This is a genomic window from uncultured Modestobacter sp., assembly GCF_947486615.1.
Lineage (GTDB): Bacteria > Actinomycetota > Actinomycetes > Mycobacteriales > Geodermatophilaceae > Modestobacter.
The window spans coordinates 170,632-185,189 of record NZ_CANKUD010000006.1; the positions used below are offsets into that span (position 1 = coordinate 170,632).

A 14,558-nucleotide genomic window follows, 5' to 3' on the forward strand; every position below is an offset into this window, starting at 1 on the left:
GTCCCGGCTCAGCCCTGTCGCAGCCGGGCGCAGTCGGTGGCGGTGAGCTCCACCGGCGGGCCGGCCGCCAGCTCCGCCAGCACCATGGCCTGCACCAGCGGGTCGGTAGGCAGCTGGCCGTGGCCGACCTGGGCGTCGGCGCACACCGACTGGACCGGGAGCTCCAGCGCGCCGTCCAGTCGGGCGGACTCCGGCGGGGTCACCGTGGTGTCGTCCGTCGTCCAGATCGACACCCAGGTCGGCCCGTCCGGGGTCTCGTCCCCGGCGTTGAGCCGGGCGAGCAGGTCGCTGTCGGTGGTGAGCTGCTGGCACCCCTCCGGGCACTGGGACGGCGCCAGCGAGGTGGCCAGGTCGGCCACCCGGGTGCCGTGGTGCGGCGACCCGAGGGTGAGCACCCGGCGGGCCTGCTCGGCGCCACCGTCGGCCGCCCACAGCCGGGCGATCACCCCGCCGGCGGAGTAGCCGACCACGTCGACGCTGTCCGCACCGGTCCGGGCCAGCGCGTCGTCCACCGCTGCGGCGAACGCGTCCGCCGACGCGGTCAGGTCACCGGTGCCCTCACCGGGCACCGCCACGACGCTCGCGTCGCGGCCGACGGCGGTCAGGCGGTCGGCGAGGCCCTGCAGCGAGCGGGTCGAGCCGCCGTACCCGGGCACCAGCAGCACCGGGCCGGGTTCGTCCTGGTCGGGCGCGGCCGAGGGGGCGTCGTCCCCGCGGCCGGACAGCAGTGGCACGGCGACGGCCACCACGGCCAGGACGACGACCGCCAGCAGGGCGAGCGCCAGACGGCGGCGGGCGGGGGAGAGGCCGGCGAGCACCCACCCACTGTCCCTGCTGGCACCACCTCGTGCCCGCGTCGTGATGGACTGCACCGGTGCTGACCCGCGACGAGTACCTGGCGGCGTGGTCCCGCTGGCACGGCGGCACCGACCCGGCCGACAGCCGGCTGGTGCGGGGCTGGCTGACCCTGGCCTACACCCTGGCCCGCCCGCTGGCCCGGTGGTCCCCGCTGGCGGTCACCGCACTCGGCCTCGTCGTGGCCGCCGCCGCAGTCGGGCCGGCGGCGGCCGGCGGTGCCTGGCTGGTGGCCGCCGGGCTGCTCATCGGGCTGTCCGGGCTGCTGGACTCCCTGGACGGGGCACTGGCGATCGCCGGCGGCCGGGCCTCCCGTCGGGGCTTCGTGCTCGACTCCGCGGTCGACCGGCTCACCGAGGTCGCCTACGCCCTCGCCCTCTGGGTGGCCGGTGCCCCCGGCTGGCTGGTCGCGGCCTTCGCGGCGCTGTGCTGGTTCCCCGACTACCTGCGGGCCCGGGCCGGCCAGGCCGGGGTCCGGGAGACCGGGGCGATCTCGGTCTGGGAACGTCCCACCCGGGTGGCGATGGCCGGGTTCACCGTCGGCGGGGCGGGCATCGCCGCCGCCGTCGTCGACCCCGCGCTGGTGGTCACCGCGGGGACGGCGGTGGGCTGCCTGCTCGGCCTGCTGGGGACCGCGCAGCTCGGGGTGCAGCTGCGCCGCGCGCTCGCCGACTGACCCTCTCGGGTGGGGACTGCGGGCGGTCCGGTGCTGGCCGCTCTTACCCTGGACGGGCCTCGGCGCGCGTTCCTGCCCGGGGTCGAGCGGCCTGCTCGTGGCCGCCGTCCCCGCACGGAGAGAGTCCGCCCATGTCCGTCGTCGTGACCGGGTCCATCGCCACCGACCACCTGATGACCTTCCCCGGCAAGTTCACCGACCAGTTCGTCGAGGGGAAGATGGAGAACGTCTCCCTCTCCTTCCTGGTCGACGACCTGGTGCAGCACCGTGGCGGCGCGGGGGCCAACATGGCCTACGGCCTGGCCCAGCTGGGGCTGCGCCCGGTGCTCGTCGGTGCGGTGGGCAGCGACTTCGACGACTACGACGCCTGGCTGACCCGGCACGGCGTGGACACCGGCAGCGTCCGCTGGTCCGAGCTCAAGCACACCGCCCGGTTCACCTGCACGACCGATGTGGCGAACAACCAGATCGCCTCGTTCTACTCCGGCGCCATGTCCGAGGCCTCGCTCATCGAGCTGGCGCCGGTGGAGAAGCGGATCGACGCGGTCGACCTGGTCATCGTCGGCCCGAACGATCCCACCGCGATGGTGCAGCACACCAACGAGTGCCGGGAGCGTGGCTACCGGTTCCTCGCCGACCCCTCGCAGCAGCTGGCCTGGGCCGACGGCGACATGATCCGCGACCTGGTGGACGGCGCCGACCTGCTGTTCACCAACGAGTACGAGCACGCCCTGCTGCTGCAGAAGACCGGCTGGGACGACGCCGAGGTGCTCTCCCGGGTCGGCACCTGGGTGACCACGCGGGCGGCCAAGGGCGTGCGGGTGGAGCAGGCCGGCGCCGAGCCGATCGACGTCATCGCCGTCCCGGAGACCAAGCCGGTCGAGCCGACCGGCGGCGGCGACGCGCTGCGCGCCGGCTTCGTCGCCGCCCGGCAGTGGGGGCTGGGCATCGAGCGCGCCACCCAGGTCGGGTCGGCCGTGGCCACGGCCGCGGTCGAGGTGATCGGCACCCAGGAGTACACGCTGTCCCGGGAGTCGTTCCTGGCCCGGTTCGCCGACGCCTTCGGCGCCGACGCCGCCGACGAGGTCGCCCCCTTCCTCCCCGCCTGACCCCGTCCCCGGCGGCCATGTTCGCCAACATGGCCGCCGGGGAGGGCCTCATCGGCCGGCCGTCAGCGTCCGAGCGGCCATGTTCGCCAACATGGCCGCCTGACGGAGGGCCTGCGCGGATGATCGTCAGCGTCTGGGCGGCCATGTTCGCCAACATGGCCGCCGGAGGGCGTCAGCCGCCGCGGAGGCGTTCGCCGATGGCGGGGTCGTCGGACCAGTCGCGGTAGGGGATCCGGCGGATCTCCGTGATGTCACCGATCGTGGACCACTCGTTGCCGCCCAGCCGGGCCAGCGGGCGCAGCTCCTCGATCCGCGGCCGGCCGTCCCGGACGGCGGCCGCGTGGACGGCGATGTGCACCACCCGCCCGAAGACGACGGTGCTGTCGCCGAGGGACACCGTGCCGTGCAGCACGCACTCGATGGACACCGGTGACTCCGCCACGCGGGGCACGCCGACCACCTCGCTGGGCTCCAGCCGCACCCCGGCGTGCTTGGCCTCGTCCTGGTCGGGCGGGAAGTCGGTGGCGGTGGCGTTGACCTGCTCGAACAACGCCTCAGGGGTCAGGCTGATGGTGAACTCGCGGGTCTGCTCGACGTTGGTCAGCGAGTCCTTGCGGCCCACGCTGGTGAACTGGACGACGGGCGGGTCGACGCAGGCCACCGTGTAGAAGGAGTGCGGAGCGAGGTTGCGCACGCCCTCGGCCGAGCGGGTGCACACCCAGGCGATCGGCCGGGGGACGACAACTGAGTTCAGCACCCGGTAGAAGGCGCCGGGTGCCATCTCGGCGGGGTCGAAGTGCACCCGCGGTGGGCTGCTCTGCTCGGTCACCCGGACATCCTCGCGCCCGGCCGCCGCGGGTTCAGCTCGGCTCCGGCGGGTGCTCGGCCCGCCACTCGTCGAAGGCGGCGAGGAACGACTCGGCCATCCGCTGCTCGGTGACCAGCTGGTCGCGGTCGGTGTCGTCGACCATGCGCTCGCTCAGCGCCTTCGTGTTGAAGCGGATGGCCCGGAAGTAGGGGATGAACGACCGCGGCTGGAACGCCCGCTCCGAAGGGCTCGGGGTGAGGCCGACCGGTGTCCAGGGCTCGGGCGGTGGCAGCGCGGGCAGCCCGAGGCCCTCGACCGCGGCGAGCACCGGCTCGTCGTCGGTGCGGTCGGTGAAGTCCCGGGACAGCTCCCGGAACACCTCGCGACCGTCCGGGGCCACGACCACCACGATCGGCCGGAAGATCGAGGCCGCCGTGTCCCAGGCGTCCAGCGGCTGGGCCAGCTGGGCGCCGTCCGGGTCGCTGGTCCAGCGGAAGGGCAGGTGCCAGGTGGCGTTCATGCCGAGCTGGACCTCGGGCGGGTCGACCGAGGCGAGCACCACCTCGGCGCCGGCGGCGGTGAGCCGGGGCAGGGACCGGGCCAGGCGGACCGCCTGGGCGCAGCAGTAGGGCTACCAGTCGCCGCGCAGGCCGACCAGCACGAGGGCGGCGCGTTCGGAGGAGCGCAGGGTGAGCAGCTCGCGAGGGTCCATCGGCCCAGGCTAGGGGTGGCCCGCCGGGGCTGCCGGGTGGCCGGCGCGGTCGGCGGTCAGGGCCCGGCCGCGCCAGTGGAGCGTGCCGCGGTGGTGCCCGGTCACCGAGCGGGCGACCAGCACGTCCAGCAGCGCGATCGACACCGGGTGGGCCAGCGCGTCGGGCCAGACCCGGCTGCCGGTGCGGGCGGCGACGACGGCTCGCCCGGCGACCCCGGCGGCGTAGCCGACCGTTCCGGCCCGGGACCCGGTGAGCGCGGCCAGCGGCGGCAGCAGCCAGACGGCGCTGAGTGCGGCGGCGGCCCCGGTGGCCGCCGCCGGCCGCCCGCCCACCGCCGACCACAGCGACTTGCCGTAGCCGTCCCGGACGCCCGGCCAGCCGTCGTACATCCGGCAGGCGGCCAGTGTCGAGCCGTCGATGACCGCCCCGCGGCCGCCGGCGGCCTTGACCGCCCGCAGCAGGGCGACGTCCTCGATCACCTCGCCGCGCACCGCGGCGTGGCCGCCGGCCCGGTCGTAGGCCGTCCGGGCGACCACCAGGAACTGCCCGTTGGCGGCGGCCAGCGAGGGCCGCGCCGAGCGCTCGGCCAGCCGCAACGGCAGCAGGGTGCCCCACAGCCACTGCTGCAGCGGCTGGACCAGGCGTTCGGCCACGCTGCCGGTGAGCTGCCGGGGCCAGGGGGAGACCAGGTCCAGCCCCGCCTCCTCGAGCACGGCCGCGGCCGAGGCGATCGCGTCGGGCATCAGCCGGACGTCGGCGTCCAGGAAGACCAGCAGGTCGGTCTCGTCTGCCGTGGCGGCTCCCTGGGCGCAGGCGTGCGGCTTGCCCAGCCAGCCGGGCTCCAGGGGTGTGCCGGGCACCAGCTGCACCCGGTCGTCGCCGACCGCGGCCACCCGGTCGGCCGTGCCGTCGGTGGAGCCGTCGTCGACCACCACGACCCGGAGGTCTCGAACGCCCCGCTGGTCGAGCACGGCGGCCAGGCAGCCCTCGATCTGCTCGGCCTCGTCGCGGGCCGGGACGACGACGGTGACCCGCCGGTCCGTGGCGCGCGGCAGCGCCGGTGGCCGGCGCAGCAGCCGGGTGTTGACCGCCGCGTGCAGCGCGGCCAGCACCGAGAGGCCGGCGCAGACCCGCACCAGCCGCCGCCAGGCGGCGATCACCGGCGCCGTTGCTGGACGACGAGGGCGACCACGACGGGCAGCGCCAGCAGCACCCCCCAGACCGCCGATCCGGGCAGGCCCAGCCAGCCGGCGTGCGCGAGCGCCCCGCCGAGCACCATCCAGCCCAGGATGAGCAGCGGTGCGGCGTCGCCGGCGCGCGGCGGGCCGGGGCGGGCGGTGCGGGCGACGAGCAGGTCGAGCGCGGTCATCAGCACCAGGCCGGCGAACAGCCAGCCGGCGAGGTTGGTCAGCGGCACGGTGTCGATGCCGGGGAGCCCCGGGCTGGGGTGTGCCCAACGCCAGTAGCCGGCCTGGACCAGCTGCGGGTCGAGCACGACGTCCCAGACGGCGAAGACGTAGGCGGCGATCAGCACCCGCAGCGGCCGGGACGACGGGGCGAGCCGGCGGGCGGCCACCCAGCTGGGCCAGGCCATCATCAGCCAGGCCAGCGGCACCAGGAAGGGCACGCCGAGCAGCATCGGGCCCAGCACGTCGCTGTAGGTGTAGCTGCCGTAGGGGAAGCCGGTGGCCAGGCCGAGCGCCTCGAACAGCACGGCGACGACGGCCACCAGCACCAGGACGCCGAGACCGGTGCGCAGCCCCCGGCTGACCGCGGCGTGGCTGATCGCCGCCGCGGAGCCGAACAGCACGATCGCCCAGCTGACCGCGTTCCGGGCCGGGCCGTCGGTGAGCGGGTAGGCGATCGCGGTGCCGAGCAGGGCCACGGTGAACACCAGCGGTACCCACCCGGCCGACGGCCGGCGGAGGACACGGGCAGCGGTGACCGCGCCGGTCATCCCGCCGTCCTCCGGCGGACCCTCCGGGCGAGCTCCGACCGCAGCCGGGCCGCCGGACGGCGGTCGGCGAGCACCACCCGGGCCGCGGTGCGCCCGGAGTTGCCGGACACCCCGCCGCCGGGGTGCGTGGAGGCGCCGGTCAGGTAGAGGCCGCCCAGGCCGGGCACCCGGTGCCCGGACAGCGCCGGGGTGGGCCGGAAGCCGAACATGCTGGCCAGGCTCATCTCCACGTGCATGACGTTGCCACGCAGCAGCGACAGTTCCTGCTCCAGCTTGAGCGGGGTCTGTACGTACAGCCGCTGTACCGAGTCGGCGAAGCCGGGGGCGTACCGGTCCACCGCGGCGATCAGCTGCTGGGCGGCGCGGTCGGCGATCTGCTCCCAGTCCGAGCCGTCGGCGAGTTCGTAGGGGTACCACTGCCCCCAGATGGTGACCACGTGCTGGCCGGGCGGGGCCAGCGTCGGGTCGCTCGCGGAGAACGACATCGCCAGCGGCACCGGTTCCCGGGGGAGCTCGCCGGCCAGCCAGTCGCCGTGCGCCCGGGCCAGCTGCGCCCGGTCGGTGCACAGCAGTTGCAGTCCCTGTAACGCCTCGTTGCCCACCCCCGGGTACTGCGGCAACGCATCGGTCTGGCAGCGCAGCACCAGGCCGAAGCCGTTGCCCAGCGGCGGGTCGGCGTCGGCGAGCGCAGGCGGGGCGTCGTCCCCGGCGAGGGCCTTGGTGGCCAGCACGTGGCAGGCGGCGACGACCACGGGTGCGGTGACCCGTCGTCCGGAGACCGTCTGCACGCCGGTGACCCGCCGGTCGCCGTCCGGGCCGTCCACCAGCAGTCGCGCGGCGCCGTCCCCGAGGGTGACCCGGCCGCCGTCGCTGGTCAGCCGGGCGGCCAGCGCCTGGGTGAGCCCGCCGGAGCCGCCCACCGGGTGGCCGGGCGGGACGTCGTGCAGCAGCGCCACCCAGGCGACCATCGCGGCCGTGCCGGGCTCGGACATCGGCGGGCCGGACTGCGCGCCGAACCAGGCCAGCGCCGCCTTGAGTCGCTCGCTGGTGAACCAGCGGTCCAGCAGTGCGTCGCCGGAACCGAGGAAGTCGGTGGCGATCTCCCCGCCGGAGGTGCGCGGCTGCCCGCGGCGGGGGGCGCCCACCGGCCACAGGTGCCGGACCAGTCGCGCGGGGCTCGGCCGGTCACCGAACGCCTTGACCACCGCGGCGCTGCGCGGGCCCCAGATCTCGACGAACCGGCGGTAGGCCGCGGCATCGGCGTCCCCGCAGGCGGCAGCGATCGAGGCGCAGGTGGCGTCGAGGTCGACGGAGAAGACCAGCGGCCGGCCGTCCGGGCCGGGGTCACCGGGCACCGGCGCGGGCGCGAAGCCCCACGGGTCGCAGTCGACGTAGCGCAGCCCGTGCCGTTCCAGCTCGAGCTCCTCGACCACCCCGCTGTGCCGGATGATCACGTGCGCGCTCGAGCCGCGGTCGACCCGCACGCCCGGCCAGCGCTCCACGGTGGAGACCGCGCCGCCGAGCACCTCGTCGGACTCCACCACCTCCACCCGCAGCCCGGCCCGGGCCAGGTGGCAGGCGGCGACCAGGCCGTTGTGCCCGGAGCCGATCACGACGGCGTCGACGGCGGTGTCGGCGGTGGGTGTCTCCGGTGTCGCTACGGGGATCAGTCCTTCGGTACGAGGCGGGCCAGCGGCAGCCGGGCGCCGAGGATGGCGAACGGGCGCGGGTCGCCGGGGAAGTGGTGGTCGCGGGCCAGGTCGACGAAGCCGTCGGCGTGGTAGAGCCGGAAGGCCTTGGTGTCGGTGTCCGGGGTGCTCAGCAGCGCGGCCGGGTACGGCAGGTCGGCCACCAGGGCGTGCAGCAGCTGGCGGCCCAGGCCCCGGCTCTGGGAGTCCGGGTGCACGTGCAGCTCGCAGACCTCGAAGGCCCCCGGCAGCCACTGCTTGGCCGTGCGCCGGTCCAGGGCGTTGCGCACCTGGTCGTGCCACCACTGACCGGGGGCGACCAGGTAGCCGTAGCCGAAGCCGACCAGGCGCTCACCGGTCGTGCCGTCGTCCCGGCGACCCTCGGCGAAGGCGCCGACCGCCCGGAAACCGGGCCGCTCGGTGTGCTGGACGGCGTAGCCGTACCGGCCGGCGACGACGGAGTCGCCGTAGCCCATCGCGGCGCCGTAGATGGCCAGCGCCTCGTGCAGGTGCTCGCGCATCCAGCCCGCTGGCAGCTCGATGACGCGGGTGGCGGGGGTGGTGTCGGTCATCGGGGGGTCCCCTCGTCGTCGCCGGGCCGGGAGTCGGGCCCGGGGCCCACCTCCGCGGGGGTGCCGGCGGTGAGCTGCAGCAGCTCGTCGTAGCTGGTGGGGAAGACGGTGTGCGGGTGCCCGGCCGCGGCCCACACCTGGGCGTGCCGGGCCAGCTCCACGTCGACCAGGGTGCCGATCGGCGCCGGGTGGCCGATCGGGGCGACCCCGCCGATGGCCTGCCCGGTGTGCTCGTGGACGAACGCAGGCGTCGCCCGGGTGATCCGGGGGACGCCCAGCAGGTCGGCCACCAGGGCCTCGTCGACCCGGTGTGCGCCGCTGGTCAGCACCAGCAGCGGCTGGCCGTCGACGTCGAACGCCAGGCTGTTGGCGATCGCACCGACCTCCACGCCGAGCCCGGCCGCGGCCGCTGCGGCGGTGCGGGCGCTGTCGGGCAGCACGCGCACCTCACCGGCCGCGCCGGCCTCGCGCAGCAGGCGCGTCACCTCGGCGACCCGGGGGTGCTGGGTCTCCGCAGCCGTCATGCTGGCGATCCTCCCACCGGCTCCGGGCCGGCGCCCCACCCGGGACCGCGGGGGCTCCGGTCGGTGGTGCAGCGTTCCTGGGCGGTCGCGCCGGGCCGGGTCGCGTCCGGGATGCGGTCGGGTGGGCATTCCGGACGGTGGCGCGTCAGTGCACCCGGTCGCCGGGCCGGCGCTCCCACCGGCGGAGCCGCACCGCGGCGTCGCGGATCGTCGCCGTCTCCGTCGCCACCGGTGCGTAGCCCGCTCGACGGGCGACCGCCTCGCTGGCCGTGTTGCCCAGGATCGTCTTCAGCACCACCCGGTCGTGGCCGACGTCCAGTGCCCATTCGGTGAGCCGACGGGTCGCTGCCGTGGCGAGCCCACGGCCCCGTCCCGCCGGGAGCAGGGCGTAGAACACCTCGGGGTCGTGCTGCCCGTTCATCGCGATCCCGGCGGTGCCGACCGTGGAGCCCGCGGAGTCGCGGACGACGTAGCGCCCACCGCTGCCGGCCGCTGCCCCGCGCACCCTCGTCTCGATCCGGGCGCGGGCGGTGGACTCGTCCAGGCCCGGCGGGTACCGCGTCCAGCGCAGGACGTCCGGGAGCGCCGACAACGCCACCTCCACCGGCCAGTCGTCCGGCGTGATCAGCCGGAGGGCGGTGCGGTCGCCGGTGAGCTCGGCCGGGAGCGGAGCTCGGAGCGTGTCGGCCACGGTTCATCCTGCACCCGGCGGACCGGTCGACCCTGTGTGCCTGCGGCTGCGCAGCTCGGTGCAGTGGCTGTAACGACACGGATGACGACACGCCCGTCCGGCTTGACGCCTCCCGGCGACTCCGGTCTACTCAGACCTGTTCGAACACTTGTTCGAACACCGGTGGGTCCGCTCACCGGCCCGGGCCGTCACGCCGCACGGCGTGCGCTTCCCCGCCGGGCCGGTCGTGGGCCGGCAGGTGGGGGCTGAGAGTTGCGGAGTCTGTCATGAGCCGGGTGCTCGTCGGGGCCGGTGGCCACGTCGGTGAAGAGGTGCAGGTCGAGCAGGGGCCGTCGGGGCCGGCCCAGTTCTGGCGGGCGCAGACCCGCTACGTGGTGGGCGAGCTGCTCGACTCCTGGGTGGAGACCGCACCGTGGTGGCAGCCCGGTGCCGCCGGGCGCGGTGGCGCGTCCGCCGACCTGGTGGCCACCCGGCAGGTCTGGCGGCTCGAGGCCGTGCGCGCCGGGCGGTCCCGGATGAGCTTCGCCGGGGTGTTCGACCTGTCCTGGGAGCCGACGGCGAACCAGTGGCTGCTCGTGCGGGTGCACGACTGATGGGCGCCGCACGTGCCCTGCCGGCCCAGGGCGAGCTCCCGTTGCCCCCGCCGCTGCCGACCGCCGCGGCACAGCTGCTGGGCCAGGCCCACCGCGGCCTGGGCGAGGCGGCTGCCTGCCCCGACGCGGGCTGGCGGTATGCCACCGCGCACCTGGCCGCGCTCCGCGCCGCAGCCGCGGTGCTGGCCGCCCGCACCCAGCCCGAGCCGGGCCGGCGCCGGCCGCGCAGCGCCTGGGTGCTGATCGGCCAGGTCGCCCCGGAGCTGAGCGAGTGGGCGGCGTTCTTCGCCGCCGGCGCGGCCAAGCGCGCCGCGGCCGAGGCCGGGCTGTCGCACGCGGTCACCGAGCGGGAGGCCGACGACCTGGTCCGGGACGTGCGCACGTTCCTCGGCGTCGTCGAGACCGCGATCACCCGCCCGGTGGCATCACCGCCCCGGCTGCGCGCGGTCGACCCGGGCTCGCGCCGTCGCGGCCCCGGGCGCACCGGCCCGAGCACCGGTTCGAGCACCACCCCGTGAGCGACCCCTTCGTCCACCTGCACGTCGCCTCGGGGTACTCGATGCGGCACGGCGCCAACCACCCGGCCGACCTGGTCACCCGGGCGGCCGACCACGGCATGCGGGCACTCGCGCTGACCGACCGCGACGGCCTCTACGGAGCGGTCAAGTTCGCCCTGGCCTGCCGGTCGGCCGACATCCGCCCGCTGTTCGGCGTCGACCTCGCCGTCGACCCGGTCGCCGGCGGCGAGCCGGGGGAGCAGGCCCCGGGCCGGATCACCGCCGCCGCCCGGCACCGGGCCGCGCATCCCGCCGGCCGCCGGTCCCCGGCCCGTGGCGGGGCCAGCGTCGACCCGCGGTCCCCGCGGGTCACCTTCCTCGCCCGGGACGGCGCGGGCTGGCGGTCGCTGTGCCGGCTGACCAGCGCCACCCACCTGGGCGGCACCCGCGGGGAACCGGTGAGCTCGCTGACCCTGGCCGGCGAGCACTCGGCCGGGCTGCTGGCGCTGCTGGGTCCCGGGTCCTCGGTGGGCCGGGCGCTGGCCGCCGGTCGGGCCGACCTGGCGCACGCGCGGCTCGCCGCCTGGCGGTCGGTGTTCGGCCCCGGGCAGCTGGTCATCGAGGTCGTGCACCACCGCGGTCAGGGCGACCGGTCCCGCGCGCAGGCCATGCTGCGGCTGGCCGCCGAGGCCGGGGTGCCGGCGGTGCTCACCAACGCCGTCCGGTACGTCGACGCCCTCGACGCCCCGACCGCCGACGTCCTGGACGCCAGCCGCCGGCTGGTGCCGCTGGGGCAGCGGCACGTCGACCGGCGCACCGCCGAGGGGCACCTGAAGTCGGGCAAGGAGATGGCCCTGCTCGCCGAGGAGCTGGCCGGCCCCGACCGGGACGCGGCACTCCACCTGCTGGAGACCACCGCCCGGGTCGCCGAGCAGTGCGCCGTCGACATCCGGGCCGACCTCGGCATCGGCACCGTGCGCCACCCCGAGCTCGACGTGGTCACCACCGCCGCCGAGCGGGGGATGGGCCCCTCGCAGGTGCTGCGCGGCCGGTGCGAGGCCGGGTTCGGCCGCCGCGGGATGACCCCGACGTCCGCGGTGCGCGAGCGGTTGGAGGAGGAGCTCGCGGTGATCGACTCCCTCGGCTACCCGTCCTACTTCCTCACCGTCGCCGACGTGGTCACCCTGATCAAGGAGCTGCGGGTGCGGGCCGCGGCGCGCGGTTCGGGCGCGGGCAGCCTGGTCACCTACCTGCTGGGCATCTCCGACGTCGACCCGATCCGTTACGGCCTGCTGATGGAGCGGTTCCTCTCCCCGCTGCGCCACCAGCTGCCCGACATCGACATCGACGTCGAGTCCGCCCGGCGGATGGAGGTCTACGACGCGGTGATCGACCGCTTCGGTGCCTCCCGGGTCAGCTGCATCTCGATGATGGACACCTACCGGGTGCGGCACGCGATCCGCGACGTCGGCGCGGCCCTGGGGCTGCCCCCGGCCGAGGTCGACGCGGTGGCCAAGGCGTTCCCGCACATCCGGGCCAACCAGGTGCACGCGGCGCTGCGCGACCTCCCCGAGCTGCGGGCCAGCCGGATGGGGTCCCAGCGGGGCGGCGGCACCGGCGACCTCGACCTGCTCTTCGACCTGGTCTCCCGGCTCGACGGGCTGCCCCGGCACATCGCGCTGCACCCGTGCGGCGTGCTGCTCTCCGACGCCACCCTGCTCGACCGCACCCCGGTGGAGAACAGCTACCTCGGCTACCCGATGAGCCAGTTCGACAAGGACGACGTCGAGGAGCTGGGGCTGCTCAAGCTCGACCTGCTCGGCATCCGGATGCAGTCGGCGATCGCGCACGCGATGGACGAGGTGGCCCGGGTCGACGGCGAGCAGGTCGACATCGACGCCGTGCCCCGCGACGACCCGACGACGTTCGAGCTGATCCGCAGCACCCGGACCCTCGGCATGTTCCAGATCGAGTCACCGGGCCAGCGGGAGCTGGTCGGCAAGTTCGGTCCGCAGACGTTCGAGGACCTCATCGTCGACATCTCGCTGTTCCGGCCCGGGCCGGTGAAGAGCGACATGGTCACCCCGTTCCTGATGGCCCGGAACGGCTGGCGCGACCCGGTCTACCTGCACCCCGCGCTGCAGCCGGCGCTGGAGCAGACCGCCGGGGTGGTGGTCTTCCACGAGCAGGTGCTGATGATCGTGTCGGTGATGACCGGCTGCACGCTGGCCGAGGCCGACGAGGTGCGCCGGGCGCTGGGGGAGAAGGACGCCCATCCCGAGGTCAAGGCCTGGTTCGCGCCGCGCGCGCTGGCCGAGGGCTTCGACACTCCGGTGGTCGAGCAGGTGTGGGAGGTGCTGGTCGCCTTCGGCTCGTTCGGCTTCTGCAAGGCCCACGCCGCGGCGTTCGCGCTGCCCACCTACCAGTCGGCCTGGCTGAAGACCCACCACACCGCGGCCTTCCTGGCCGGGGTGCTCACCCACGACCCCGGCATGTACCCCAAGCGGCTGATCCTCGACGACGCCCGCAACTTCGGGGTGCAGGTGCTCGGCCTGGACGTCAACGCCTCCACCGGCACCTACCGGATCGAGCGGGTCGACTACGGCGCCACGGACGACGGAGGCGCTGACGACGAACTGGACGACACGGCCCGGTCGTGGGCCCGGCCGTCGTGGATGCCGCCGTCGATGCCCGACCCGGGGCGGTACGGCATCCGGCTGTCGCTGGCCGACGTGAAGGGGATCAACGACGAGGAGGTCGCCCGCATCCAGGCCGGGCAGCCCTACCGGTCGCTGACCGACTTCTGGAACCGGGCGCGGGTGTCCCGGCCGGTGGTGGAGCGGCTGGTGCTGGCCGGGGGCTTCGACTCGGTCTACGGGTTCGGGGTGCGCGACAGCGAGGCCGGCCGGCCCGCCCGGCGGCGCGAGCAGCTGACCCGGCGCGACCTGCTGCTGCAGATCGGCGAGCTCGACCGCTGGAGCCGCAGCGGCGCGAAGGCCGCCGGCACCGGCCAGCTGGGCCTGGACCTCTTCGGCACCGAGGCCGCAGCAGAGCCCGGGCTGTTCGACATCGAGGTCCCGGCCGAGGACGCCGGCGGGCAGCCGGAGTTCGTCGCCTCCGGGCTGCCGGAGTTCACCGACGCCGAACGGGTGCGCGCCGAGCTGGAGGTGCTGGGGCTGGACGCCAGCCGGCACGTCGTGGAGTTCTACCGGCCGTTCCTGGCCGCGCTCGGCGCGGTGCCCGCCGGTGAGCTGCTGCAGTGCCGCAGCGGGGCGGAGGTGCTGGTGGCCGGGGTGAAGGTGGCCACCCAGACCCCACCGATCCGGTCCGGCCGGCGGGTGGTGTTCGTGACTCTGGACGACGGCACCGGCTGCGCGGACTCGACCTTCTTCGAGGACGTGCAGGGCCCCTACGCCGCCACCGTCTTCCACTCCTGGCTGCTGGTCATCCGCGGGGTGATGCGCCGCACCGGTCCGCGCGGGGTGTCGATGCGGGCCACCGGGGCCTGGGAGCTGCCGGCGCTGCACGAGGCCTGGGAGACCGGGGGGATGGCCGCGGTCGCCGAGCTGATGGCCGCGCCGGGGGAGTACACCGAGCAGGCGATCACCGGGGCGGCGGCGTCCCGCGCCTCCCGCCCGGTGGTGGTGCGCCCGGTGCTGGTGCACCCGACCGGCTTCCGGATGTCGCCCTACGCCGACATCAAGCCCGCCGGCGAGGACGCCGCCACCGCTGCCCGCCGCGCGGCCGCCGCCCCACCCCGCAAGCTCTGGCACTCCAGCCCCGGCAGCTCCGGCCACTGAGCGGAGAGGGCTGAACCCGCACGGCCCAGGACCCCCGCAGTTCTGGGCCGTGCCAGTTCAGCGATCCACAACTGG

The 14,558-nt window shown here is 75.6% G+C and carries 13 protein-coding genes and 1 pseudogene; 5 read left to right on the forward strand and 9 right to left on the reverse strand.

Annotated features, from left to right (window positions below; all coding sequences use genetic code 11):
• Positions 1-8: 8 nt before the first annotated feature.
• The gene (locus Q1A09_RS13225; RefSeq protein ID WP_299955632.1) at positions 9-818 is read right to left on the reverse strand and encodes an alpha/beta fold hydrolase; all 810 of its coding nucleotides are present in this window, start codon (positions 816-818) and stop codon (positions 9-11) included.
• Between the two features lie 56 nt (positions 819-874).
• Between Q1A09_RS13225 and Q1A09_RS13230 the strand changes: the two genes are divergently transcribed.
• Entirely contained in the window at positions 875-1,531 is a 657-nt protein-coding gene (locus Q1A09_RS13230; protein ID WP_299955634.1) for a CDP-alcohol phosphatidyltransferase family protein, read from the forward strand.
• Between the two features lie 131 nt (positions 1,532-1,662).
• Positions 1,663-2,640: a carbohydrate kinase family protein gene (locus tag Q1A09_RS13235; RefSeq protein ID WP_299955636.1), complete on the forward strand. Its 978-nt coding sequence runs from the start codon at positions 1,663-1,665 to the stop codon at positions 2,638-2,640.
• A 172-nt stretch (positions 2,641-2,812) separates the two neighbouring features.
• Here the strand turns inward: Q1A09_RS13235 and Q1A09_RS13240 are convergent, their stop codons facing one another.
• The 8 genes and pseudogenes from Q1A09_RS13240 to Q1A09_RS13275 form a co-directional block, all read right to left on the reverse strand.
• Positions 2,813-3,469: a flavin reductase family protein gene (locus Q1A09_RS13240; protein ID WP_299955638.1), complete on the reverse strand. Its 657-nt coding sequence runs from the start codon at positions 3,467-3,469 to the stop codon at positions 2,813-2,815.
• A gap of 31 nt (positions 3,470-3,500) precedes the next feature.
• Positions 3,501-4,067: pseudogene (locus tag Q1A09_RS13245) on the reverse strand (hypothetical protein); the annotation flags it as partial.
• Between the two features lie 102 nt (positions 4,068-4,169).
• Positions 4,170-5,321 (reverse strand): glycosyltransferase family 2 protein, encoded by a 1,152-nt coding sequence (locus Q1A09_RS13250; RefSeq protein ID WP_299955640.1) that lies wholly within the window; start codon positions 5,319-5,321, stop codon positions 4,170-4,172.
• The gene (locus Q1A09_RS13255) at positions 5,318-6,118 is read right to left on the reverse strand and encodes a carotenoid biosynthesis protein (RefSeq protein WP_299955642.1); all 801 of its coding nucleotides are present in this window, start codon (positions 6,116-6,118) and stop codon (positions 5,318-5,320) included. Before Q1A09_RS13255 ends, Q1A09_RS13250 begins: the two co-directional genes overlap by 4 nt.
• Positions 6,115-7,731 carry an NAD(P)/FAD-dependent oxidoreductase gene (locus Q1A09_RS13260; protein ID WP_299955643.1) on the reverse strand — a complete coding sequence of 539 codons (1,617 nt, stop codon included), beginning with the start codon at positions 7,729-7,731 and terminating at the stop codon, positions 6,115-6,117. The genes Q1A09_RS13255 and Q1A09_RS13260 overlap by 4 nt, the downstream gene beginning before the upstream one ends.
• Before the next feature lie 53 nt (positions 7,732-7,784).
• Positions 7,785-8,378, reverse strand: coding sequence for an N-acetyltransferase (locus Q1A09_RS13265; protein WP_299955645.1), 594 nt, complete (start codon positions 8,376-8,378; stop codon positions 7,785-7,787).
• Positions 8,375-8,902 carry a YbaK/EbsC family protein gene (locus tag Q1A09_RS13270; RefSeq protein ID WP_299955647.1) on the reverse strand — a complete coding sequence of 176 codons (528 nt, stop codon included), beginning with the start codon at positions 8,900-8,902 and terminating at the stop codon, positions 8,375-8,377. The genes Q1A09_RS13265 and Q1A09_RS13270 overlap by 4 nt, the downstream gene beginning before the upstream one ends.
• A gap of 145 nt (positions 8,903-9,047) precedes the next feature.
• Positions 9,048-9,593: a GNAT family N-acetyltransferase gene (locus Q1A09_RS13275; RefSeq protein WP_299955649.1), complete on the reverse strand. Its 546-nt coding sequence runs from the start codon at positions 9,591-9,593 to the stop codon at positions 9,048-9,050.
• A gap of 266 nt (positions 9,594-9,859) precedes the next feature.
• Between Q1A09_RS13275 and Q1A09_RS13280 the strand changes: the two genes are divergently transcribed.
• The 3 genes from Q1A09_RS13280 to Q1A09_RS13290 are packed head-to-tail and all read left to right on the forward strand — an operon-like array spanning position 9,860 to position 14,483.
• Complete coding sequence (locus tag Q1A09_RS13280) at positions 9,860-10,186, forward strand: DUF6504 family protein (protein WP_299955651.1); 327 nt, start codon at positions 9,860-9,862, stop codon at positions 10,184-10,186.
• Positions 10,186-10,704: an SAV_6107 family HEPN domain-containing protein gene (locus Q1A09_RS13285; protein ID WP_299955653.1), complete on the forward strand. Its 519-nt coding sequence runs from the start codon at positions 10,186-10,188 to the stop codon at positions 10,702-10,704. Before Q1A09_RS13280 ends, Q1A09_RS13285 begins: the two co-directional genes overlap by 1 nt.
• A complete protein-coding gene (locus Q1A09_RS13290) occupies positions 10,701-14,483 on the forward strand; it encodes a DNA polymerase III subunit alpha (RefSeq protein ID WP_299955655.1) in 3,783 nt (1,260 codons plus the stop codon). The genes Q1A09_RS13285 and Q1A09_RS13290 overlap by 4 nt, the downstream gene beginning before the upstream one ends.
• Positions 14,484-14,558: the final 75 nt, after the last annotated feature.

Excerpts from the sequence above, each read along its gene's own strand:
- Q1A09_RS13280 (WP_299955651.1), top strand. The coding sequence starts at position 9,860 with ATGAGCCGGGTGCTCGTCGGGGCCGGTGGCCACGTCGGTGAAGAGGTG.
- Q1A09_RS13235 (WP_299955636.1), top strand. The coding sequence starts at position 1,663 with ATGTCCGTCGTCGTGACCGGGTCCATCGCCACCGACCACCTGATGACC.
- Q1A09_RS13255 (WP_299955642.1), bottom strand. The coding sequence starts at position 6,118 with ATGACCGGCGCGGTCACCGCTGCCCGTGTCCTCCGCCGGCCGTCGGCC.
- Q1A09_RS13265 (WP_299955645.1), bottom strand. The coding sequence starts at position 8,378 with ATGACCGACACCACCCCCGCCACCCGCGTCATCGAGCTGCCAGCGGGC.
- Q1A09_RS13270 (WP_299955647.1), bottom strand. The coding sequence starts at position 8,902 with ATGACGGCTGCGGAGACCCAGCACCCCCGGGTCGCCGAGGTGACGCGC.
- Q1A09_RS13285 (WP_299955653.1), top strand. The coding sequence starts at position 10,186 with ATGGGCGCCGCACGTGCCCTGCCGGCCCAGGGCGAGCTCCCGTTGCCC.